This window comes from Nonomuraea sp. NPDC052129, from assembly GCF_040680095.1.
Lineage (GTDB): Bacteria > Actinomycetota > Actinomycetes > Streptosporangiales > Streptosporangiaceae > Nonomuraea.
The window spans coordinates 201789-223996 of the sequence record NZ_JBFAVX010000007.1; the positions used below are offsets into that span (position 1 = coordinate 201789).

General features: G+C 68.7%; 17 protein-coding genes. 9 read left to right on the plus strand and 8 right to left on the minus strand.

What is annotated here, in order from left to right; genetic code table 11:
- Positions 1–431: 431 nt before the first annotated feature.
- Positions 432–2912 (plus strand): leucine--tRNA ligase, encoded by a 2481-nt coding sequence (gene leuS, locus AB0L53_RS18965; RefSeq protein ID WP_363995077.1) that lies wholly within the window; start codon positions 432–434, stop codon positions 2910–2912.
- Positions 2913–2959: 47 nt separating this feature from the next.
- On the opposite strand, the gene AB0L53_RS18970 is transcribed toward leuS, so the two are convergent.
- Together AB0L53_RS18970 and AB0L53_RS18975 are read right to left on the minus strand one after the other, a co-directional pair.
- Complete coding sequence (locus AB0L53_RS18970) at positions 2960–3925, minus strand: TIGR03557 family F420-dependent LLM class oxidoreductase (RefSeq protein WP_363995080.1); 966 nt, start codon at positions 3923–3925, stop codon at positions 2960–2962.
- A gap of 50 nt (positions 3926–3975) precedes the next feature.
- Entirely contained in the window at positions 3976–4395 is a 420-nt protein-coding gene (locus AB0L53_RS18975; protein WP_357940144.1) for a hypothetical protein, read from the minus strand.
- Positions 4396–4523: 128 nt separating this feature from the next.
- On the opposite strand from AB0L53_RS18975, the gene AB0L53_RS18980 reads away from it, so the two are divergent.
- Entirely contained in the window at positions 4524–7706 is a 3183-nt protein-coding gene (locus AB0L53_RS18980) for a PDZ domain-containing protein (protein WP_363995083.1), read from the plus strand.
- A gap of 556 nt (positions 7707–8262) precedes the next feature.
- Complete coding sequence (locus tag AB0L53_RS18985; protein WP_363995086.1) at positions 8263–9336, plus strand: hypothetical protein; 1074 nt, start codon at positions 8263–8265, stop codon at positions 9334–9336.
- Here the strand turns inward: AB0L53_RS18985 and AB0L53_RS18990 are convergent.
- From AB0L53_RS18990 to AB0L53_RS19000, 3 genes are all read right to left on the minus strand, one after another.
- Positions 9333–10442, minus strand: coding sequence for an aminotransferase class I/II-fold pyridoxal phosphate-dependent enzyme (locus AB0L53_RS18990; protein WP_363995089.1), 1110 nt, complete (start codon positions 10440–10442; stop codon positions 9333–9335). The two genes, AB0L53_RS18985 and AB0L53_RS18990, sit on opposite strands and share 4 nt — an antisense overlap.
- Before the next feature lie 316 nt (positions 10443–10758).
- Entirely contained in the window at positions 10759–11469 is a 711-nt protein-coding gene (gene lexA, locus AB0L53_RS18995; RefSeq protein ID WP_363995092.1) for a transcriptional repressor LexA, read from the minus strand.
- A gap of 28 nt (positions 11470–11497) precedes the next feature.
- Positions 11498–11752 carry a hypothetical protein gene (locus AB0L53_RS19000; RefSeq protein ID WP_358544902.1) on the minus strand — a complete coding sequence of 85 codons (255 nt, stop codon included), beginning with the start codon at positions 11750–11752 and terminating at the stop codon, positions 11498–11500.
- Positions 11753–12608: 856 nt separating this feature from the next.
- Here AB0L53_RS19000 and AB0L53_RS19005 point away from each other — a divergent pair.
- The 4 genes from AB0L53_RS19005 (at position 12609) to AB0L53_RS19020 (ending at position 17704) form a co-directional block, all read left to right on the plus strand.
- Entirely contained in the window at positions 12609–13067 is a 459-nt protein-coding gene (locus tag AB0L53_RS19005; RefSeq protein WP_363995095.1) for a LysM peptidoglycan-binding domain-containing protein, read from the plus strand.
- A 422-nt stretch (positions 13068–13489) separates the two neighbouring features.
- Positions 13490–13945 carry a transcriptional regulator NrdR gene (gene nrdR, locus AB0L53_RS19010; RefSeq protein WP_214636146.1) on the plus strand — a complete coding sequence of 152 codons (456 nt, stop codon included), beginning with the start codon at positions 13490–13492 and terminating at the stop codon, positions 13943–13945.
- Positions 13942–16779, plus strand: a complete 2838-nt coding sequence (locus AB0L53_RS19015) for a vitamin B12-dependent ribonucleotide reductase (protein ID WP_363995099.1) — start codon at positions 13942–13944, stop codon at positions 16777–16779. Before nrdR ends, AB0L53_RS19015 begins: the two co-directional genes overlap by 4 nt.
- Before the next feature lie 661 nt (positions 16780–17440).
- Positions 17441–17704, plus strand: a complete 264-nt coding sequence (locus tag AB0L53_RS19020; RefSeq protein ID WP_363995102.1) for a hypothetical protein — start codon at positions 17441–17443, stop codon at positions 17702–17704.
- A gap of 121 nt (positions 17705–17825) precedes the next feature.
- Here AB0L53_RS19020 and AB0L53_RS19025 read toward each other — a convergent pair whose 3' ends face one another.
- Entirely contained in the window at positions 17826–18011 is a 186-nt protein-coding gene (locus AB0L53_RS19025; RefSeq protein ID WP_363995105.1) for a hypothetical protein, read from the minus strand.
- Positions 18012–18043: 32 nt separating this feature from the next.
- On the opposite strand from AB0L53_RS19025, the gene AB0L53_RS19030 reads away from it, so the two are divergent.
- On the plus strand, positions 18044–18388 hold the full coding sequence (locus AB0L53_RS19030) for a type II toxin-antitoxin system RelE/ParE family toxin (RefSeq protein ID WP_363995108.1): 345 nt from the start codon (positions 18044–18046) through the stop codon (positions 18386–18388).
- The gene (locus tag AB0L53_RS19035; protein WP_363995111.1) at positions 18385–18693 is read left to right on the plus strand and encodes a helix-turn-helix domain-containing protein; all 309 of its coding nucleotides are present in this window, start codon (positions 18385–18387) and stop codon (positions 18691–18693) included. The genes AB0L53_RS19030 and AB0L53_RS19035 overlap by 4 nt, the downstream gene beginning before the upstream one ends.
- 128 nt (positions 18694–18821) lie before the next feature.
- Here the strand turns inward: AB0L53_RS19035 and AB0L53_RS19040 are convergent, their stop codons facing one another.
- Complete coding sequence (locus AB0L53_RS19040; protein WP_363995114.1) at positions 18822–19289, minus strand: GNAT family N-acetyltransferase; 468 nt, start codon at positions 19287–19289, stop codon at positions 18822–18824.
- Between the two features lie 84 nt (positions 19290–19373).
- The gene (locus tag AB0L53_RS19045; protein WP_363995117.1) at positions 19374–22052 is read right to left on the minus strand and encodes a LuxR C-terminal-related transcriptional regulator; all 2679 of its coding nucleotides are present in this window, start codon (positions 22050–22052) and stop codon (positions 19374–19376) included.
- Positions 22053–22208: the final 156 nt, after the last annotated feature.

Sequence of the window (22208 nt, forward strand, 5' to 3'; positions counted from 1 at the left end):
GGGTGCTCCGGAATTCTCCGTTGCCATTGCTGCCGTACCTCCCGAGGTTATGTCCGGATTTAACGCATCCGGCATGATCTCACGCGAGACCAGGGGTTCCGCAGTAAAACGCGCGAAGCCGTGCGGATCCGTCGGTGGGTCCTGCATGGGCAGGCCACCATCTGGACGTTCTGGCTCTACTGGGTACACCACGGCGACGAGAGTATTCTAATGGGACATTAGAGGTCACAACGGATACATCACCATCAGATCTCACCAGACCTGAAGAGTCCATTGTGCCCACTGACCCGGCTCGACGACCCGCATTCAGCCGAAGACGTGCGCTAGGCTTGACCTATGCGTTCCGCGACCCTGCTTCTTAGCGGGCCGCGACGGCTCTGATCAGCTCGCCGTCGCGGCTGCCCCTCGTCATGCGCACGAGGGGTTTTCTTATGGGTCCGAGTCAATCCAAAAGGACAACCGCCGTGAGTGAGTACAACCCGCAGGCGCTGCAGGCCAAGTGGCAGCAGCGATGGGAGGAGCAGGACCCGTTCCGGGCCAGCGATGACGCCGCCGACACGCGTGAGCGGCGCTACATGCTGGACATGTTCCCCTATCCTTCCGGTGACCTCCACATGGGCCATGCCGAGGTGTTCGCGATCGGCGACGTGGTCGCGCGCTTCTGGTTCCAGAAGGGCTACAACGTCCTCCACCCGATCGGGTGGGACTCCTTCGGCCTGCCGGCCGAGAACGCCGCCATCAAGCGGAACGCACACCCCGCCGAGTGGACCTACGCCAACATCGAGACGCAGGCCGGCTCGTTCAAGCGCTACGGCATCTCCTTCGACTGGTCGCGCCGCCTGCACACCAGTGACCCCGACTACTACCGCTGGAACCAGTGGTTGTTCATCCGCTTCTTCGAGCGCGGCCTGGCCTACCGTAAGGGCGGCCTGGTCAACTGGTGCCCCAACGACCAGACCGTGCTGGCCAACGAGCAGGTCGTGGCGGGCAAGTGCGAGCGCTGCGGCGCCGACGTGATCCGCCGTGAGCTGACGCAGTGGTACTTCAAGATCACTGACTACGCGCAGCGACTGCTGGACGACATGCAGCAGTTGGACGGCTGGCCGGAGCGCCTGCTGACCATGCAGCGCAACTGGATCGGCCGTTCCGAGGGCGCCGACGTGCTGTTCGAGATCGAGGGCCGCGAGGAGCCGGTCCACGTCTACACCACGCGGCCCGACACGCTGTTCGGCGCGACGTTCTTCGTGGTGGCCGTGGACGCGCCGCTGGCCGACGAGATCGTCACGGACGAGCAGCGCGCGGCCTTCGAGGCGTACCGGGCCGAGTCGGCCAAGCTGAGCGACATCGAGCGGCTGTCCACCGACAAGGACAAGACCGGCGTTTTCCTGGGCCGCTACGCGATCAACCCGGTCAACGGCGAGCGCATCCAGGTCTGGGCGGCCGACTACGTGCTGTCCGACTACGGCCACGGCGCCATCATGGCCGTGCCCGCCCACGACCAGCGCGACCTGGACTTCGCGCTGAAGTTCGGGCTGCCGGTGAAGGTCGTCGTGCACACCGGCCTGGCCGACCCCGGCGAGACCGGCGAGGCCACGCCGGGCGAGGGCAAGCTGGTCAACTCCGGCCCGCTGGACGGGCTGACCAAGACCGAGGCCATCTCCAAGATCATCGAAGTGCTGGAGACGGACGGCAGGGGCACGGGCGCGATCAACTTCCGGCTGCGCGACTGGCTGCTGTCCCGGCAGCGCTACTGGGGCACGCCGATCCCGATCATCCACTGCCCCGACTGCGGCGAGGTGCCCGTACCCGACGACCAGCTGCCGCTCACGCTGCCCGACCTGCGTGGCGAGGCCCTGGCGCCGAAGGGCGTGTCCCCGTTGGCCAGCGCCACCGACTGGGTCAACGTCGAGTGCCCCAAGTGTGGCGGCCGGGCCCAGCGCGACACCGACACGATGGACACCTTCGTCGACTCGTCCTGGTATTACCTGCGCTACACCTCGCCCGGCTACACCGAGGGCCCGTTCGACGTCGAGCAGGTCCGCAAGTGGGGCCCGATCGACCAGTACGTCGGCGGCATCGAGCACGCGGTGCTGCACCTGCTCTACTCGCGCTTCTTCACCAAGGTCCTGCACGACATGGGCATGCTCGACTTCACCGAGCCGTTCCTGCGCATGCTGAACCAGGGCCAGGTGATCAACGGCGGCAAGGCCATGTCGAAGACCTTGGGCAACGGCGTGGACCTGGGCAAGCAGATCGACGACTTCGGAGTCGACGCGGTCCGCCTGACCATGCTGTTCGCCGGGCCGCCCGAGGAGGACATCGACTGGGCCGACATGTCGCCGGCCGCGTCGCAGAAGTTCCTGGCCCGCGCCTTCCGCGTGATGGACGAGGTGGCCGCCGAGCCCGGCGTGTCGTTCGAGGGCGGCGACGTCGAGCTGCGCCGGGCCACGCACCACGCGATCGACGAGGTCACCAGACTGGTGGAGTCCCAGCGCTTCAACGTGGCGATCGCGCGCATGATGGAGCTGACCTCGGCGGCCCGCAAGGCCATCGACTCCGGTCCCGGCGCCGCCGACCCGGCGGTCCGCGAGGCGGCCGAGACGCTGGCCGTCATGCTGTCACTGGTGGCGCCCTACACCGCCGAGGAGGGCTGGGAGCGTCTGGGGCACGAGGGCGGCGTCAGCCGGGCCGGCTGGCCCACCGCCGACCCGGCGCTGCTGGTGCAGGAGTCGGTGACCTGCGTCGTCCAGGTGGCCGGCAAGGTGCGCGAGCGCCTGGAGGTGTCGCCCGACATCTCGGAGGCCGACCTGAGGGCGCTGGCCCTGGGCTCGGAGAAGGTCCGCTCCTACCTGACGGGCGAGCCGCGCAAGGTGATCGTGCGGGCGCCGAAGCTGGTCAACATCGTCCCCTGACGAGTGACCCGCCGGACTCCTGTCGGACTCAGAGACGGCGCCGCGAGTCAGAGGCGGCGCAGCGCGGGCAGCAGCTCCTTCTCGGCCCAGCCGAAGAAGGGCTGCTGCTGGTCGTGGCCGATCTGGACGAGCGCGACGTGCGTGAACCCGGCGTCGGTGTACTTCCGGACCGCCTCGACCACCGCGTCCACGTCGTCGCCGCACGGCACGCTGCCGGCGACGTCCTCGGGCCGTACGTAGTCGGCGTAGGCGCCGAAGTTGACCGGCCCCGGCAGCTCGGCCATCACCTTCCACCCGGCCGCCGACCAGCGCCACAGCTCGTGGGCCCGTTCCTTGGCCGCCTCGGCGTCGGTGTCGTACGAGATGGCCAGCTGGCCGTACACCGGCTTGCCCGACCCGCCGAGCGCGTTGAACTGGTCCACCACCTCCGGCATCGGCTCGTTGACGATCAGCAGGTCGCCGAACTCGGCGGCCAGGTCCGCCGACTGCCCACCGGAGGCGGCGACCCCGATCGGGATCCGGCGCTCGGGCAGGTCATAGAGCTTGGCCGAGTCCACATCGTAGAACTCGCCCTGGTAGGTGACGTACTCGCCGGAGAACAGCTTCTTGATGATCTGGACGGCCTCGCGCAGCATCCGGTGCCGGGTGTTGACCGGTGGCCAGCCTTCGCCGATCACGTGCTCGTTCAGGTTCTCGCCGGAGCCCAGCCCCAGCGTGAACCGGCCCTGGCTGAGCACGCCCATCGTGGCGGCCTTCTGCGCGACCACGGCTGGGTGGTAGCGCATCAGCGGGCACGTCACGTACGTCATGAGGGGCAGGTGTTCGGTGGCGTTCGCCGCCGCGCCCAGGACCGACCAGGCGTAGGGCGCGTGACCCTGCTCCTCAAGCCATGGGAAGTAGTGGTCGGAGATGACCGCGTAATCGAATCCGGTCCGTTCGGCGGTGGCCGCGTCGTCCACCAGTTGCCGGGCCGGAGTCTGCTCGCACATCAAGGTGTAGCCGATTTCTGCCATGGTGTGCCGACTACCCGGGCTTGCACACGTTAGTTACCAGGCGCCGGAGATCAACGTTGGGTCAGTTCCTCCACCACCAGGCCCAGCCCGATGCCCATCAGCCAGACGTCCTTGGCGACCGAGACGCCCTCTTGAGAGGGGCGCAGGGTGCCGTCCTGGCGCAGCCCGGGGGTCTTGACGTAGAAGGCGAGCAGCCCGCCGGCGAACGCGGTGAGCGCCGCCCCCGCGAGCAGCGACGGCACCACCGGGAGCAGCAGCGCCGATCCGACCGCGATCTGCGACTTCGACAGCAGCCGCACGAACGTCTCGGGATCCTGCCGGCGAAGGAACGGGAAGGCCGTGGCCGCCATGCCGTGCACGCCGGTGGCGGCCTCGCGGTCGGCCTGAGCCAGGGTCAGCCCGGAGTCCAGGATGTACGCGCCCGCCGCGATGCGGGGCGGCCACTGGTGGGGGCGGGCGAGAATCCTCACGTTTTCTCCAGAAATGACGTCACGTACGGCTTCTGCCCCATCACCATCTGTCACACTCTGCTCGGCGGCGGCCTTGACCAAGACTTCAAGGGCGGACTTCGCGGCCGGACGCGCACTAGTGTGCAGCTGTGACAACTGGCGCATACCTGAGATTTCCACACCTGCACGGTGACCTGGTCACCTTCGTCGCCGACGACGATGTCTGGCTGGCTCCCGTGGCGGGCGGACGGGCCTGGCGGTTCACCGCTGACCGTACACCCGTGTCGTACCCCAGGTTCTCGCCCGACGGCGCCCGCATCGCGTGGACCGGCCATCGGGAGGGACCGCCCGAAGTGTTCGCCGCCGAGCTCGACGGGGCCGAGGGCGAGCGGCTGACCCACTGGGGCAGCGCGACGACCGGCGCGCGCGGGTGGACCGCCGGCGGGGATGTGCTCGCGGTCAGCGCGACGGGAGAGAGCTCGCGCTCCAGGACGTGGGCGTACGCGGTGCCGCTGGACGGCGGCCCGGCGGCGCGCCTGCCGTACGGGTGGGTGAGCGAGGCCGCCGTCAGCGGCGACCGGGTCGCGACCGTGTCGCCGGTCTACCGCGAGCCGTCACATTGGAAGCGCTACCGGGGAGGTACGGCCGGCAAGCTCTGGGTCGACGCCGAGGGGAACGGCGAGTTCGCCCGGCTGTTCGCCGACAGCGACGCGCAGTACTGGTCGGTCATGTGGGCGGGTGATCGCATCGCGTTCCTGGCCGACATCGACGGCACCGGCAATGTGTACTCGGCCCTGCCCGACGGCTCCGACCTGCGCAAGCACACCGGGCACGACGAGTTCTACGCCCGCCACGCCTCGACCGACGGGGAGCGGGTGATCTACAGCCACGCCGGCGATCTGTGGCTGCTGGAGAGCCTGGACGCAGAGCCGTACAAGCTGGAGGTCAAGCTCGGCGGGCCGCGTCCGGCTCGCGCGCGGCGACCGGCGCCGGCCCGCGTCGGCGGGTTCTCGCCGGACGAGACCGGGCGGGCGAGTGCGGTCGAGATCCGCGGCACCGCCCACTGGGTGACTCACCGAGACGGGCCCGCGGGCGCGTTGCGGGTGGAGCCGGGCGTCCGGGTACGGTTGCCGCGGGCGCTCGACGCCGACGGCCGGGCGGTCTGGGTCTCGGACGCCAGCGGTGAGGACGGCCTGGAGATCGGTACGCCCGGCGGCGAGATCCGTACGCTGGCCGCGGGCGAGCTCGGCCGGGTGCTCCAGTTGGCCGCCGCACCCAACGGCAAGCACGCGGCCGTGGCCACGCACGACGGGCGGCTGCTGGTCATCGACCTCGAATCCGGAAATGTCCGGGAGCTGGATCGCACGACGCAGGGGGACATCAGCGGGCTGACGTTCTCGCCCGACTCGTCCTGGCTGGCGTGGGTGCACCCGCACGACGAGCGGCTGTCGCAGATCAGGATGGGCCGCCTCGACGGGACCTCCGTCATCGACGTGACGCCGCTGCGATTCGTCGACTTCGACCCGGTCTTCACCAGGGACGGAAAGCATCTGGCGTTCCTGTCGGTACGGACCTTCGATCCGATCTACGACGCGCACGTGTTCGACCTGTCGTTCCCGGCGGGCTGCCGGCCGTACCTGGTGCCGTTGCAGGCTACGACGCCCTCGCCGTTCGACCCAAGCCTGCAGGGGCGCGGGTTCAACGGCGAGGACGACAAGCCCGCCTCGTCCTCGTCCTCTGCTTCGGATGAGAAGAAGAACTCGGACAAGAAGGACGCCGAGCCGCCGCGTACCGAGGTTGACCTCGAAGGGCTGGCCTCGCGCGTGGTGCCGGTGCCCGTGCCCGCCGCGCACTACCGCAACCTGCGCACCGCCAAGGACGCCCTGCTCTGGCTACGCCACCCGATGGCCGGGTTGCTCGGCGACGGCACGGAGCCGACCGGCGAGACCGTCCTCGAACGCTACGACCTCAAGAAGCGCGCCAAGGCCGAGCTCGGCAGGGAGACGCGCGCCTTCGAGGTGAGCGGCGACGGCAGCAGGCTCGTCCTCAACGGCAAGAACGGCCTGCAGACCCGCACCAGCGGCGAGGGCGACGAGGTCGTCACCATCGACCTCGACCGGATCACGGTCCAGATCGACCCGGTCGCCGAGTGGCGGCAGGGCTATGCCGAGGCCGGCCGGTTGATGCGCGACCACTTCTGGCGCGCGGACATGAACGGCGTCGACTGGCAGGGCGCCCTCGACCGCTACGCGCCGCTGGTCGACCGGATAGGCGCCTACTCCGAGCTCATCGACCTGCTCTGGGAGGTACAGGGCGAGCTGGGCACCTCGCACGCCTACGCCCGGCCCGTCGGCGGGGGCTACGACTCGCGGCGGCGTCAGGGCCTGCTCGGCGCCGACATCGTCCGCGACGCGGAAGGCGTCTGGCGCGTCGAACGGATCCTGCCCGGCGAGTCGTCCGACCACGACGCGCGCTCGCCGCTGCTCGCGCCGGGCGTCGCCGTGCGCGCGGGCGACGCGATCGTGGCGGTGGGCGGACGGCCCGTCGATCCCGTACGCGGCCCGCTCGCCTCTCTGTCCGGCACGGCCGGCCAGCCCATTGAGCTGACCGTACGACCGGCGTCGGGCGGCGAGACGCGCCGGGTGGTGGTCACCCCGATCTCGGACGAGACGCAGCTGCGCTACCACGACTGGGTGGAGGGCCGCCGGGCCTTCGTCCGGCAGGCGTCGGACGGGCGGCTCGGCTACCTGCACGTGCCCGACATGGTGGCCTCGGGGTGGGCGCAGTTCCATCGCGACCTGCGTACGGAGATGGCCCGCGAGGGGCTGGTCGTGGACGTACGCGAGAACGGCGGCGGGCACACCTCCGAGCTCGTGCTGGAGAAGCTGTCACGCCGGGTCACCGGCTGGAACCACGCCCGCGGCTACGAGCCGATGCGCTACCCAGAGGACTCGCCGCGCGGCCCGATCGTGGCCGTCACCGACGAGTTCGCGGGCTCGGACGGCGACATCGTCAGCGCGGGCATCAAGAACCGGAAGATCGGTCCGCTGGTGGGCACCCGGACGTGGGGTGGGGTGATCGGCATCGACTCGCGCTACTCGCTGGTGGACGGGACGGTGGTGACCCAGCCCCGCTACTCGTTCTGGCTGGCCGGGCCGGGCTGGGGCGTGGAGAACTACGGCGTCGACCCCGACATCGAGGTGGTCATCACGCCGCAGGACCGGGTGGCGGGGCGCGATCCGCAGCTGGAGAAGGCGGTCGAACTCGCGCTCGCCGCCCTGGCCGAGCACCCGGCGGCCACACCTCCGGACCTGCCGCCGCTGGCGACATGACCTCGCGGCGTTACTGACCTCGCTCGCGACATAACGGACTCATCACGGGATCCGCTCCGATGATGATCGGAGCGGATCCTGTCGGCAGAGTAAGAACTGTTGTCGGCGCTCGCTGTGCCAGCTGGTGGTTGCCAGAAGAACTGTGGTTGGTTTCTGATCGACCGCGACTGAAGGTAATCAGATGGCAATGTTCAGTCACAGCCGGGTGCCTGACTGGCGTTCGGTCCCCGCCCCCATTGGTGTCCGCACCGACGGGACAGCGTCCGGCGGGGCGGTGGCCCAAGAGCCGCACTCTCTCCAGGAATGCGGGGTCAGGCCCCGACAACGCGGTTCTCAACCACGGTCCGCCCGGCTCGCCGGACGGACGCGGTATCGGCTTCCACCAGATCGCCTTCCGGCCTCGGCCAGCAGGCGACGAGGCTACGCTGATGTCCGTTTTACTCACGTAAACACAGAGAGCGGAAGACGCTTGATCCCATGAAGTCCCTCGCGTATCGCCAGAGTGACGCCGCTGGGCAGGGCGTGGTCGCTATCTCCTTTCTTCAGGCGTAAGGCGGTGGATCCTCTCGCCTATCGTCAGAGCGGTATCCGGGAAACCGGGCTGAATGCCCAGGACATCCGGAAGGCCCTGGAAAAGCTCGCCGTTCCAGAGCTCCCCTTGGGGACGTTCGGCATGGCCGGTGGTGCGGCGAGAGATCGCCACAACCAGGCCAGTGACGAGTTCAACGGCCGGGCGCGGCGCGGTGTGGAGTCGGCCGAGGGTATCTCGCGCAACCTGAAGCTCACCGCCGACGGGTATGTGCGGGCCTCCAATGACGTCATGCGCGCGGTCCTCGCCGTTGGCGGCCGCCGGCAGCCTCTCGTACGCGGGAAGGCACCTTCGCCGGAGTCGGAAGTCCGGAACGGCCTGGGATATGGCCTCACGTCGCTCGGCACCACCGGCGTGACCCTCGTCCGGCTGGCGGAGGCGTCCTCCTACCTCCAGCGCGGCTCGGCCGCCGGGCTCGCGAACCTGTCGGCCGAGGCGGCGAAGATGGCGAACCTGAGCCAGCGCACGCTGTCCATGCTCAAGGTCGCCGCCACGATGTCGATCACGGCTGCGACCGGGCTCATGCTCTGGCTGGCCACCGTGACCTGGAACGACGACAAGGTCGACGAGGCCATCGCGGCCTGGCGCCACGCCGCCAACTCCCTGGGCGAGATCTTCGGGGCCGGGGACCCGATGAAGCTGGAGGCACTGGCGGCAGCATGGCACGGCGGCGCCAAGGACGTGGCCGACCAGAAGTTACGAGACTTCGTCACCGCGGGTGTCCAGCTCGCCGACTACGCCGCGGGCCGGGCCGTCGGGTTGCAGGACGCGGTGAAGCAGCTGAACCGGCTGCACTCGTACGCGTTCTGGACGACCATGGGCGAGCTGGGGGTGATCGCGGCGCTGCGCCTGGTCGCGTCCGTCAACCCGGCTGCTCGGCTGGCGAGCATCAAGGTGGGGTGGCGGTTGTCGCTCGCCCTTGTACTGATTCAGGGGGCTATCACCGCGCGGTTGGAGTACCTGGCGGGAGAGTCCTTGAAGAAGGACTCGGTGGGCGCCGGGCCGGCGGGGGTCGAGGAAACGGACTTCCCTCGCTTCTAGCCTGTTTGTGTGATGCGGTCCAGGATCTCGGTCAGGATGGGCTCGGTGGTGGCGAAGTTCAGCCGTACACAGTGCGCGCCGCCGGGCCCGAACGTGGCGCCATCGCTCAGCATGACCTTCGCGTCACGTTCGAGCGTTTCCTGTACGCCTGGGCGGCCGTAGTCGAGCCAGGCCAGGTAGGTGGCCTCCGGGATGCGGTAGCCAATCCCCTCGGGCAGCCGGTCGGCGATCGTCCGGCGGTTCCTGTCCAACAGGGCGCGGGTCTCCTCAAGCCAGGCGTCGCCGTGCCGCCAGGCCGCCACCGTCGCCTCCACCCCGAACAGATTGGCCGAGCCGAACACGAAGGGCGGCTGCGCGTCCAGAGCCTTACGCAGCTCCGGCGATCCGATGTGGGCGACCGAGCACCGGATGCCGCCAAGATTGAACGCCTTGGTGGCAGAGGTGAGCGTGACGGTCCGCTCAGGCAGGATGGTGGCGAACGGGATGTGCTGGTTGGGGGCGTACGCGAGGTCGGCGTGGATCTCGTCGGAGATGACGAGCAGGTCATGACGCTCGACGTGCTCCGCCAGCTCGGTCAGCTCCTCGCGGGTGAAGACCCGACCTGTGGGATTGTGCGGGTTGACCAGCAGCAACACCTTGCACGGGGACAGATCAGGCACCTCAAACCGCCACGAGTCCCCGTCGGCGATCAGCTGGAGGGGATGCAGCGGCCGGTTCATGGTCTCCAGCGTGCCGAGGAACGGGGGATAGGCGGGGGTGTGCACGGCCACGCCGTCGCCTGGGCGCGTCCATACGTGGAGGAGCACTTGAAGCGCTTGGTTGATGTCGGAATAACTCCGCACATACTCAAGCTCCGGCTCCCAGCCGTACCGACCGGCCATCCGCTCAACGAACGCCTCAGCCAGGGGGCCACAGCGGGGATTGTCCAGCCAGGTGGGGTAGCCGAGGTCACCTTGGGCCCGCCGTTGGAGGGCGTTGACGACTTCTGGGGCGGTGGGGAGGTCCATGTCGGCGATCCAGGCGGGGATGACACCGGGAGCGGCTTTGGCCCACTTGAATCCGTCGTGTGTTGCCTTGAGGTCTTCTGCCCGCTTTGTGTCGGTCACGCGGCCATTCTAGAAACCACCGCTGTTCTGGCCAGCCCGTCTCATTTGGCCAGGCGACTTCACCTTCGGTCAGATGTCTCTTTTGGTACGCCGATCTCCGCCGGCAGTCGGTCGCGGAGACCGGCAACCTACGATCTGGTCCCTGTCTTGAGGCCGGTGGTCTGGCCCGAATGGCTGATGACCGTACTCCTCAAGAGGACACGAACAGAGGGCATGGCAGGTGTGTTGCCTGCCATGCCCTCTGTTGCATGCGTACGGAGCCGATGGCGTACGTCTGGCGCATCACCCTGCCATACGCCCGGACATGCGTGCGGTGCTAGAGGCGGCGGAGGACCGCTACGACCTTGCCCAGGACGCTGGCCTCGTCACCGGGGATCGGGTCGTAGTTGGCGTTGTGCGGCACCAGCCAGACGTGGCCGTCCTTGCGCTTGAACGTCTTCACCGTAGCCTCGCCCTCGATCATGGCCGCCACGATGTCGCCGCTCTCCGCGACCGGCTGCTGGCGGACGACGACCCAGTCGCCGTCGGCGATGGCGGCGTCGATCATCGAATCGCCGGCGACCTGCAAGAGGAAGAGGGTGCCTTCGCCGACCAACTGCTTGGGCAGGGCGAAGACGTCTTCGACGCTCTCCTCGGCGAGGATCGGGCCACCAGCGGCGATCCGGCCGACCAGCGGCACATAGGCGGCCGTGGGCCTGTTCACCGGGGCGTCGGACTCGTTGGCGGCGTCGGGATCGACCCAGAGCGCGGGCTCGCCGGGCAGGCGAACCTCGAGCGCGCGGGGCCGGTGGGGGTCGCGTCTCAGGTAGCCCTTGCGCTGCAACGCCGTCAACTGGTGCGACACGCTGGACGTGCTCGTCAGTTGCACGGCCTCGCCGATCTCGCGCATGGAGGGCGGGTAGCCCCGCTGTTGGACCGAGTCGCGAATCACCTCGAGGATCTTGCGTTGCCTGGGCGTCAGTCCCAGGGAGTCACGCCGACGCACCGCGAGGTCACTGACCCCGTTGGTGTCATCCCGATCGCTCATGATCTGCCTCCTCGCCCGGCGGCCCGCCTCACCGGCGAATCTCCCGGTCCGTGGTCTTCGTGTCGCACACAGCGACCGTATCGCTGTTGAAGATCATCTTCAAACAATTGTTCGAGTCTTCCTCGAAATTGTTGGCAGCGTGGTGTACAACATCGTACGGGAGTTCGATCGACACCGTGTTCGATTTGCCGATCTTTATTGGGTCTTTTTTTCGGGCCGGGACGGCTGGGAGGTCACACATGCGAGCGACCACCATCACAGATGCGACCAGCGACGACGTCAAGCGACTCACCCTCCTGGCAGACGCCACCCGGCGACCGGTGGCGGGGGGCGGCAACACGGGTGACGACCAGGGGGATGGTTGTCGGGGCGGCGATTCCGCCGACCGGCCAGATCGCGAACCCCCGCTTACCCGTGACAACTCCGACAACCGGGCTCCGGGGTCCGCCGGTCCGGGGTTTGTTGGCCCGGCGCCTGACGGTCCGGGGACCGTCGGCACGGGGTCCGCTGGTCCGGGATCGACCGGTTCGGGGTCTGGCGGCCCGGGGTTCGCTGTTCCGGGGCCGGAAGGCCGTCTCGGGATAGCGGGCGGGGCTCGTTCCCGAACCGGGGGTGCGGGTCGTTCGCGGACTGGGGGCGGGAGCGTTCGCGAGAGTGGAGACGGAGGCCGTTTCGGCAGGGAAGGCGGGGCGCGGCCTGCACGCGGGGGCGGGGGTCGTCCCGAATACGGCAGCGGCGGCCGGCCGGGGGGAGGGGGCGAACGTACGAGGGGCGGATCGGCCGGCAGAGGGCCTCTCAGTCGTCGGGCCGCAGCACAGGGAAGACCGCTTCTGTGGCTGGTGCCCGCGCCACGCCCTGACTCCGACGACACACCGCGGTCTGATGGAAGTGTGCGACCCACGGACGCGACCGGGCGCCCAGTGGAGCCCGCAGGCTCGGCGGAAGTCGGGCGATCGGTGGAGTTCGGGAACTCGTCGGTTCGGGCGAGCGACGGCCGCGCGGAGAGCCCTCTGCGCGATGCGGGCGCTCGGTCCCGTGAGGCAGAGAGCCGGTCGGAGGGGCGCTCGCGCCGGGCGGGCGGCCGGTACGGTGCGCGGTCTCGGGGTGTGGGTGGGCGTGTCGGGGGCCCGGCTCGGGAAGTGGCCGGTCGTTCCGGCGGCCGGGTCCGTGAGGTGCCGGGCTCGTACACGCGCCGTCCCCGGCGCAAGGGCGGTCTGCCCGCCGATCGGACCCATCTGTCCAGGAGGCAGGCCGGCGTCGCTCGACGGGGGCGGCGTAATCCTCCCGTACGGCTCACGCGACGGGGGCGGGCCGTACTGGTGATGGCCATGGCTCTGCTGTCCCTGGGCGGCTTCTGGCTCGGCACCCGCGCGGTCGGCCAGGCGTCCGCGGCGCCTGTCGTGCCGAGTCACGCGGGCCTGCCCTGGGTGACCGTCCACGAGGGGGACTCGCTCTGGACGATCGCCGACGCGGTGGCTCCCGACGAGGGCGACCCCGCAGCGGTGGTGACCGAGATCAAGCGGCTGAACGGCCTGCCCGGCTCGCTCATCCGCCCCGGCAGCCGCCTGTACATCCCGAGCGCCCGCGCCCTGCCGTAAGCCTCGAGCCTCAACCAGTAGCGATACGGTCCGTCCCCAACCGAAAGCATGGAGACGAGCGCGTACGGATGTGCCGTACGAGATGCCTGTGAGCCGTGTTCACCCACGTGAGACCGGCTAACCAACGTGACCAGCGAGGCGAGGAACACACCCCCGCCGGCCGGTGTTGACGACGACACGCCCGAGCCGGACCAAGGTGGCTGCGCTGATCAGCGACTTCGGCGGCAAGCCCCCGTCCAACTTGCGTTCATGGTCGCTCGCTTCTACGGTTGGACCACAACATCTAGTAGTTACACCGATGTAGTTCACCACAAATTGTGTTTCTCTGACCGCACCATGGCAAGCCGTGGGGCGTGCGCGAGCGTACGCAGAAGAGCGCTTTACGCCTGTGGTGACCACACGGTCGAGGAGGGCGAGCAAACGTGCACTGTCCGTTCTGTCGTCATCCCGACACGCGGGTCATCGACAGCCGCTCGACAGAGGACGGCGCGGCCATTCGGCGCCGCCGTACCTGTCCGGAATGCGGGCGCCGGTTCACCACGCAGGAGACCGTACTGCTGATGGTGAGCAAGCGCAGCGGAGTAACGGAGCCGTTTTCGCGTGACAAGGTCGTCGCGGGCGTGCGACGGGCCTGCCAGGGCAGGCCGGTGAGCGAGGATTCGCTGGCTCAATTGGGCCAGCGCGTCGAGGAGGCCATCCGGGCCAAGGGTGCCGCCGAGCTCCCCTCCAACGAGGTGGGGCTGGCGATCCTGGGCCCGTTGCGGGAGTTGGACGAGGTGGCCTACTTGCGATTCGCATCGGTATATCGCGGTTTCGAGAGCCTGGCGGACTTCGAGGCCGAGATCGAACAGTTGAAGGCGGAGAAGGGGGAGTCATGACGGAGACGGCCAGCGGTTCAGTCGCGCGCGGAGGTAAGCGTTTGCGTAAAGGGCTCAAGATGAAGCGCATCTTCACCAAGCCCGGTGTGCACCCATATGACGACATCAAGTGGGAGCGCCGCGACGTCGTCATGACCAATTGGCGCGACGGCTCGATCAATTTCGAGCAGCGGGGCGTCGAGTTTCCTGAGTTCTGGTCGGTCAACGCGGCCAACATCGTCACGACCAAATACTTCCGCGGCGCCGTGGGCACCCCGCAGCGCGAGTGGAGCCTGAAGCAGTTGGTCGACCGGGTCGTCGGCGTCTACACCAAGACCGCGGTGGAGCACGGCTACTTCGCCACCGACGAGGATGCCGAGATCTTCGACCACGAGTTGAAGCACGCGCTGACGCACCAGGTGTTCGCGTTCAACTCGCCGGTGTGGTTCAACGTGGGCACCGCGAGCCCGCAGCAAGTGAGCGCCTGCTTCATCTTGGCCGTGGACGACACGATGGAGTCGATCCTCGACTGGTACAAGGAAGAGGGCGTGATCTTCAAGGGCGGCTCGGGTTCGGGAGTCAACCTGTCCCGCATCCGCTCCTCGAAGGAGCTTCTGTCCAGCGGCGGTACGGCCAGCGGGCCGGTCTCGTTCATGCGCGGCGCCGACGCGAGCGCGGGCACCATCAAGTCCGGCGGTGCCACCCGCCGGGCGGCCAAGATGGTCGTGCTCGACGTCGACCACCCCGACATCGTGGAGTTCGTCGAGACCAAGGCCCGCGAGGAGGACAAGGTCCGCGCGCTGCGCGACGCCGGGTTCGACATGGACCTGGGCGGCAAGGACATCGTCTCGGTCCAATACCAGAACGCCAACAACTCGGTGCGCGTCTCCGAGGAGTTCATGCACGCGGTCGAGAAGGGTGACGACTTCGCCCTGCGCGGCCGTCTGACCGGCGAGGTGATCGAGAAGGTCGACGCGCGCGAGCTGTTCCGCAAGATGGCCAAGGCCGCCTGGGAGTGCGCCGACCCCGGCGTCCAGTACGACGACACGATCAACGACTGGCACACCACCCCGGAGACCGGGCGCATCACCGCCAGCAACCCCTGCAGCGAGTACGTCCACCTCGACAACTCCTCCTGCAACCTGGCCAGCATCAACCTGCTGAAGTTCCTGAAGGACGACGACACCTTCGACGTCGCGAACTTCGTCAAGCTGACCGAGCTGATCATCACGGCCATGGACGTGTCGATCACGTTCGCCGACTTCCCGACCGAGAAGATCGGGGAGACCACCCGCGCCTACCGCCAGCTCGGCATCGGCTACGCGAACCTGGGCGCGCTGCTCATGGCCACCGGCCACGCCTACGACTCCGACGGCGGCCGCGCGGTCGCCGGGGCGATCACGTCGCTGATGACCGGTGTGTCCTACAGGCGCAGCGCCGAGCTGGCCGGGGTCGTCGGCCCGTACGACGGCTATGCCCGCAACGCCGAGCCGCACAAGCGGATCATGCGCAAGCACGCCGCCGCCAACGACGACCTGCGTACGGTCGGCTCGATGGACGCCAAGATCCACTCCGAGGCCTCCCGTCAGTGGTCGGAGTGCCTCAAGGTCGGCGAGAAGAACGGCTACCGCAACGCGCAGGCCAGCCTGCTCGCGCCCACCGGCACCATCGGCCTGATGATGGACTGCGACACCACCGGCATCGAGCCCGACCTGGCGCTGGTCAAGTTCAAGAAGCTCGTCGGCGGCGGCTCCATGCAGATCGTCAACCAGACGATCCCGCGCGCGCTCAAGCAGCTCAACTACCAGCAGGAGCAGATCGAGGCCATCGTCGAGTACATCGCCGAGCACGGCCATGTCGTCGACGCCCCCGGCCTGCGCAGGGAGCACTACGAGGTGTTCGACTGCGCGATGGGCGAGCGGGCCATCGCCCCGATGGGTCACGTCCGCATGATGGCCGCCGCGCAGCCGTTCCTGTCCGGCGCGATCTCCAAGACGGTCAACCTGCCGGAGTCGGCCACGATCGACGACATCGAGCAGGTCTACCTGGAGGGCTGGCGGCTCGGCCTCAAGGCGCTGGCGGTCTACCGCGACAACTGCAAGGTCGGCCAGCCGCTGTCGGCCGGCGGCAGCAAGAAGGAAGCCGAGAAGGCCGACAAGGCGGCCGAGGTCGCCGAGCCTGAGGTCCGGGTCATCGAGGTCAACCGGCCCACCAGGCGCCGGATGCCCAACCAGCGGCCGAGCATGACCACCCGCTTCACGGTCGGCGGTGCCAAGGGCTACATGACCGCCTCGTCCTACCCCGACGACGGGCTCGGCGAGGTCTTCCTGAAGATGTCCAAGCAGGGCTCGACGCTGGCGGGCGTCATGGACGCCTTCTCGGTGGCGATCTCGATAGGGCTCCAGTACGGCGTGCCGCTCGAGACGTACATGAGCAAGTTCGTCAACATGCGCTTCGAGCCCGCCGGGATGACGGACGACCCCGACATCCGGATGGCCACCTCGGTGATGGATTACATCTTCCGCCGCCTGGCCCTCGACCACCTGCCCTACGACGAGCGGGCGGCGCTGGGCATCTTCTCGGCTGCCGAGCGCGCCGCGCAGCAGCGCGGTGAGGACCCGGCCGCGCTCCAGGAGGCGGTCGACCGTGAGGCGCTCGCCCAGTCGGCGCCGATCGAGGCCAAGCAGGAAGCGGAGCAGGAGACGGCGCCTGAGCCGGTGCAGGAGTTCACGCTGGAGAACCACCAGCGCATCACCGCCGACGCCCCGCTCTGCATGACCTGCGGCACCAAGATGCGCCCGGCGGGCAGCTGCTACGTCTGTGAGGGCTGCGGCTCGACCAGCGGTTGCAGCTAGTAGCAGGCTGACGCAACACTCGGCCTGAGCAGCTAAGGCCCTGGTCGCGAGGGGGATCTGGACTTGGTTCCAGATCCCCCTCGACGCGTTTGGGCAAGGTGATGGCGGGCCCCTGCTGACCCGCCGCGTCAACGACTCGGGCCGAGGACCTGACCGCCCACGATGCTATGGTCCGATCATGGCTCAACAGCGATCAACGGGACCGACCGGCTTCAAGTAGCGCGCCAGGAAATACCTGGCGGTGCTACCCAGGGAGCCTCATGTCCCGCACTGCCCATCACATCGTTCGCCCGGTTCTCGACGGGGGAGCCCCATGGCGATCGGTGGCGATAGTCGATCTCCGTTACAGTGCCGCATGCCTGCGACAGGCACGGCAGGCCGGCCACCGGCCACGTCCGACGCCCCTCCGTCACAGGGCCGACGTCTACTCCTGGGCCAGGGCCGATCCCCGAGACCAGTGGGTATCAGAGTGGGCCGGCAACGAGGAGCGCCGGGCACGCCAGCGCTTGCGTCTCAGGCTCGAAGCCATCCGTCAGAGCATCAACGCCACAAGCGGTGGCCCTCTGGCCACCGAGGCTATCGGTGATCTCGAAGTCCACCCCGCGCGACACCGTCGCAACGCCATCTGGCTGTACTGATCACGGAATCTGGAGGTACCGCCATGGCCGTCATCCACTTCGACAGCTACACCGAAGCTCGTACGCATCTCAAGGCGCTGTTGGACGCGGCGGAACGGGGTTGCGTGGCCACAGTGCGGCGCGAGTCGGCTCTGACGGCCCTCGTGGACGTTGAAAGACTGCGTCACAATCTCGCGATGGGCATTCCTTCTCGTGCGGAGGTGGTTCCTGAGGCAGACGGTTGGTCGATTTTCATCCCGGGGCTACCGGTCGCCGCGGACGGTGCGACCTTTGATCAGCCTCAGTAATGACGATCAGTTGCGTGAATGGCTGGTGGGGGACGTCCGATGACGGCACCTGATCCGGGTTCACCACCAAGTGGATCTCGGTGGTGAACCCGTGGCATCGGGCTCGACGCCGACGGCCCACTCACCGGCCAGTGCCGGACCTGTCGCTGACGATCGGCGGTGCGGCGGCCTCGTCGATGCCGTCGGCGGCCTGATGGGCGAGAGCACGAGCCCGGGTGAGCCCGAGCGCGGGCAGGACCAGCACGCGTAGCCACAGCAGCATGGGTTCGGCGAGGGCCGGTGGTCCGTAGATCGCCGTGCCGAGCACCGCTGCCGCGCCTATGTGTGCGGCTCGGGAGAGTGTGCGCAGGCCGCGGCAGGCTTCCGCTGACCAAGGTCGACTACGTCAAGGTGGACGGCCTTGTCGGCAGGCTTGCCGCCGAGGCGGAGACGTTGGACGAGCCCTATTCCAAACACCTGCGCGGGAAGGTGCGTGAGCTGCGGTTGACGCTGTCACGTCGCCAGGTGCGCATTACGTACTGGCTGGCTCCTGGCCGCCGGGTGGTGTTGCTGACGATGTTCTACAAGACCAGGCGCAAGGAGACGACGCAGATCGACCGGGCGGAGCGGGCACAGATCGTCTGTGAGAGTGGTCATGGTCCGGCGCGCCAGATGTTCCATAGAGAGTTCAAGGAGGAGCTGTGAGCGGGCACAGTAAGTGGCAGACGACCCGGCATCGACGCCTCGCCGGTGAGGTGAACGACCCTGAGTACGCCAGGCTTTACGAAGAGGCGGAAGCCGAGCTGCGACTTGGCCAGCTTGTCTACGACCGGCGCGTCGCTCTTGGCCTGTCGCAGACGGAGCTGGCTGAGCGCGCGGGGATGACTCAACCACAGGTGTCCCGCTTGGAGACGGGCGGCGGCAACATCACCGTGGCGTCCCTGAGACGGTTGGCCGCTGCGCTGGACGCGGACCTGACCATCGAGTTCCTTCCTCACCGGGCGGCATGATCCGGGCCCGATGGCGTCGAATGCCGGGGCTCGGTGAGTTCGCCCTTCCCTGGTCGTCAGAACCGCGGATCCGCCCAGTCGATGGTGAGGGGAGGTGGATTGGTGCTCTGGCCGCTTGGCAAGAAGCATCAAAGCGGCTGCTCCAGCACGTGTTTCAACTCAGCGAATCCGGCCGCCGCATAGAAGGCCTTGGCGCCCTCGTTGAAGTCCAGTACGTCGGTCAGCAGCCGCCGGCAGCCCTCCAGCCGGCCCGCATCCCGCACGGCCTCGATCAGCTGACTCGCAACTCCGCGTCTGGCGGCTTGTGGATCCACCGCCAGCTGATTGAGGAGGATGAAGGATTCGGAGTGGAGGAGCGGGTTTTCCTCGCGACGCACGATGGCAGCCACGGCATATCCGACTGGACGATCAATCTCGGCGATGAACGCACGCGTGACGTCTTTGGCCAGGAGAACCGCGAAGTAGTCGGTCAGTTCCTGTTCGGGTGGGTCGACGCGGTAGATGTCGGGGCGGCGGGCGGCGTGGCCTGCATGAACGTGAGGATTCAGCAGGGCCAGGCTGCTGGCGTCCGCTGCTGCGGCTGCGCGGATCTTCATGCAGGCACCCTAGATCCTGACCGCTCTCAAAAGAGAAGCCGTGCTGCCGGACTGACAAACGCTGCTGGCTACTCAACAGCAAAATCAGGCCTCATTCTGGAGGAGCTCTTGAGAGTGGGGTTCCTCGCGACTCGGCTGGCCGAGCGCATCAGGCTGGCCCAGCAACTGCGCGAGTGCGTCGCGCCCGGACACCCCGAGCTTGGCGTACACCCGGCCCAAATGGTTGTTGACGGTTCGGAGCGAGAGGCCTAGGCGGTCGGCGACGGCGCGGCCGGGCAATCCCGCCGCGGTCAGCTTCGCCACCTGCAGCTCTCGAGGAGTCAACGACAGATCGAGAGTCCCCGTCAGGTCCGTCAGCGGCGTGCGGGCACCGTCGCACTCGGTGAGCAGCTCACGGGCGAGCACGAGCGCGGCCTTGGCCGCCGTACGCCGACGCGCCCCGGCATGCAGCCGGTGGGCTGTCGCGGCCGCCTCCGCGGCGGGCAGCAGATGGCCGAGGCGATGGAGCCGCTCGGCCGCCTCCGCGAGCAGGTGAGCGTCGTCCGTGGCGAGTGCGGTGGCCATTGTGGCGAAGGCCGCCGTCGCGGGTGCGGCGGTGTTCCTGGAGAGTTGGTGCAGCCTGTCGCAGACCTCCTTCGCGGCGCCGAATCGCGCGGCGTCGAACAACGCCAGGGCCTCGATCATCGGCACTCCGGCCTTGCCCGCGGTCTTCGCGGCCCCGAGGGCGTGGCCGGCGGCGCTGGAGAGATCGAGCGCGGCGGCGGCGACCCAGGCGCGGTCGCGCTCGATCCAGGCATCGAAGAGCGCGCCCCGTGGTGGGGGGCAGGCGTCCATTCGGCAGAGCCACGCGTCCGCCTGGATGGTGTCTCCCGCCATCGCGTACGCGCCGGCCAGCTCGGCCAGGTAGACAGCCGGTAATCGCAGCGGGTCGTGTTCGCCGAGTAACACCACCGCCTCGCGCAGCGCCTGCTGGGCCGGCTTCACGCGTCCCTGAGCCTTCGCCACGAAGCCACGTACGATCGCCCACATGCCGACCATGGGTGCCGCCAGCCGCGTCTCGACGGCTTCTCGATAGGCGATGTCCACGTCCTTGGCCGCGGTGGTGAGAGCGCCCGCGAGCGCCAGGGCGACGCATCTGGCGGCGCCGACCTGAGCCTCTGTCCAAGGCGAGGCGACCTCCAGACCGGTGGCGCTCGCTCGTTCGACGAGGCGGATGTCTCCCATGAGACCCGCGGCGAGCACGACCGCCGTGGCCGCCCGTGCCGTCGCCTCCGCCGGCAGCCGCGGTCCCGGCCGGGTGAGCAGCGCCGTACCGATGGCGAGAGATCCCGCGACGTGTCCCTCGATCAGCATCGTCCAGGCCCGCACCGCCTCCGCTGCCCGCTCGCCGGTCTGATTCCCCTGGGCCGGCGCTGCTTCGTGCTGCCAGTATTCGATCTTCTCCCTGACTATCGCCCGCCGGTCGGCGCGTTCCTCGTTGTCGCATTCCCCCGGATCAGGGAGTACGTCGGCCGCGTCGGCGAAGCGGCCCTGCAACGCCAGCACCTCGGCCAGGGTCAGGTTCGCGTCCACCCCGCCGTCGGCGGCACCGGACGCGGTGGCCAGCCGCTCGGCGACCTCGAGCTCCAACCGTTCGGCGGCGCGTTCGGCGGCGGCCAGCAACTCCTGGCCGGAGGAGTTGAGGCCCGCGGTGCGCCGCCACATGACCAGCTCGAACGCGTCGTCCGCGCGACGGCGTGGCGAGGCGGCAAGGGACTCGGCCAGCCGCGCCCAGATCTCGTTCGCTCGGGCACGTGGCATGCGTGCGCGGATGACCTCCCCGTACGCGGGTATCGTGAGCCGCGCCTGGTGCCGCGCTCCGGAGGGTTCGACCACCACCAGCCCCTGCCGTTCGGCCCGCACCACGGCGGAGTGCCCGGTGAGCTCCTCGAGCACGGGCTGGCCGAGCGGCTCCTTACAGGCGAGCACCTCGAGTACGGCCAGCACGGCCGGATCGTCGACCTGCATCTGCGCCTCGATCAGGTCACCGAGCCGGCCGGTGATCCGCAGCTCGCCACTCAGATGCCAGAGTCCGTCGCGGCGCAGCAGCGCGGATCCCTCCAGCGCGGACTGCGCGAGCTCGCGCAGCACGAGCGGGTTGCCGGCGGACAGCCGGCGGAACGTGTACCGCGTGACGGCGTCCAGCGGACCGCCCAGGCCGCGCTCGAGCAGGGTGTCCACCTCGCTGTCGCTCAGCGGCCGCAGCTCGACGCGGCGGGCCACCCCTTCCTTCCATAACGCCGTCATCACATCGGGCGCCGTGTGCCCCTGCCGTACGGTGAGCAGCACGAAGGTCCTTGTGTGCACGGCGAGCTGGTACACGAGCGCGGCCGAGACGTCGTCGAGCAGATGGGTGTCGTCCACGACGAATACCGGCCGCTTCCCGGTGGGAACGGTGAAACGTTCCACGATCTGGCCGAAGATGTGCGCCGTGACGGGGCCCGCGGCGTCGTGTGGGAGCGCGAGATGCAGCAATGGTCCCAAGGGGATCGCCCCGGCGGCACGGGTCCCCGTCGCCCAGGCCGTCGGGTGACCGGCCGCCGCGAGCCGCGCGACCGCCTCCTTGGCCAGGCGCGTCCGGCCCACACCGGGCGGTCCCACGATCACCACGCCGCCGACGTCCGCCTGCGTCGCCGCTGACAGGACCGTGCGCAGCGCCGCGGCGCGCCCGACGAGTGGCCAAAGGTTCCCGGGGCGTCCGTCGTGCGGACGGCTGTCTGCCATGTCGTCCCTTCCGGATGTCGTCACACTGTGACGTCGTGCCCTGACCGGAGATGCCCCCAGCGGCGACTCTCATGCCGCGTCCCCCCGCCCGAGACTCAGGCAGGTCCTTGATCTTCTCCACGTGAAGCGTGCTCCCCTTTGGCACCCTTCAAACAG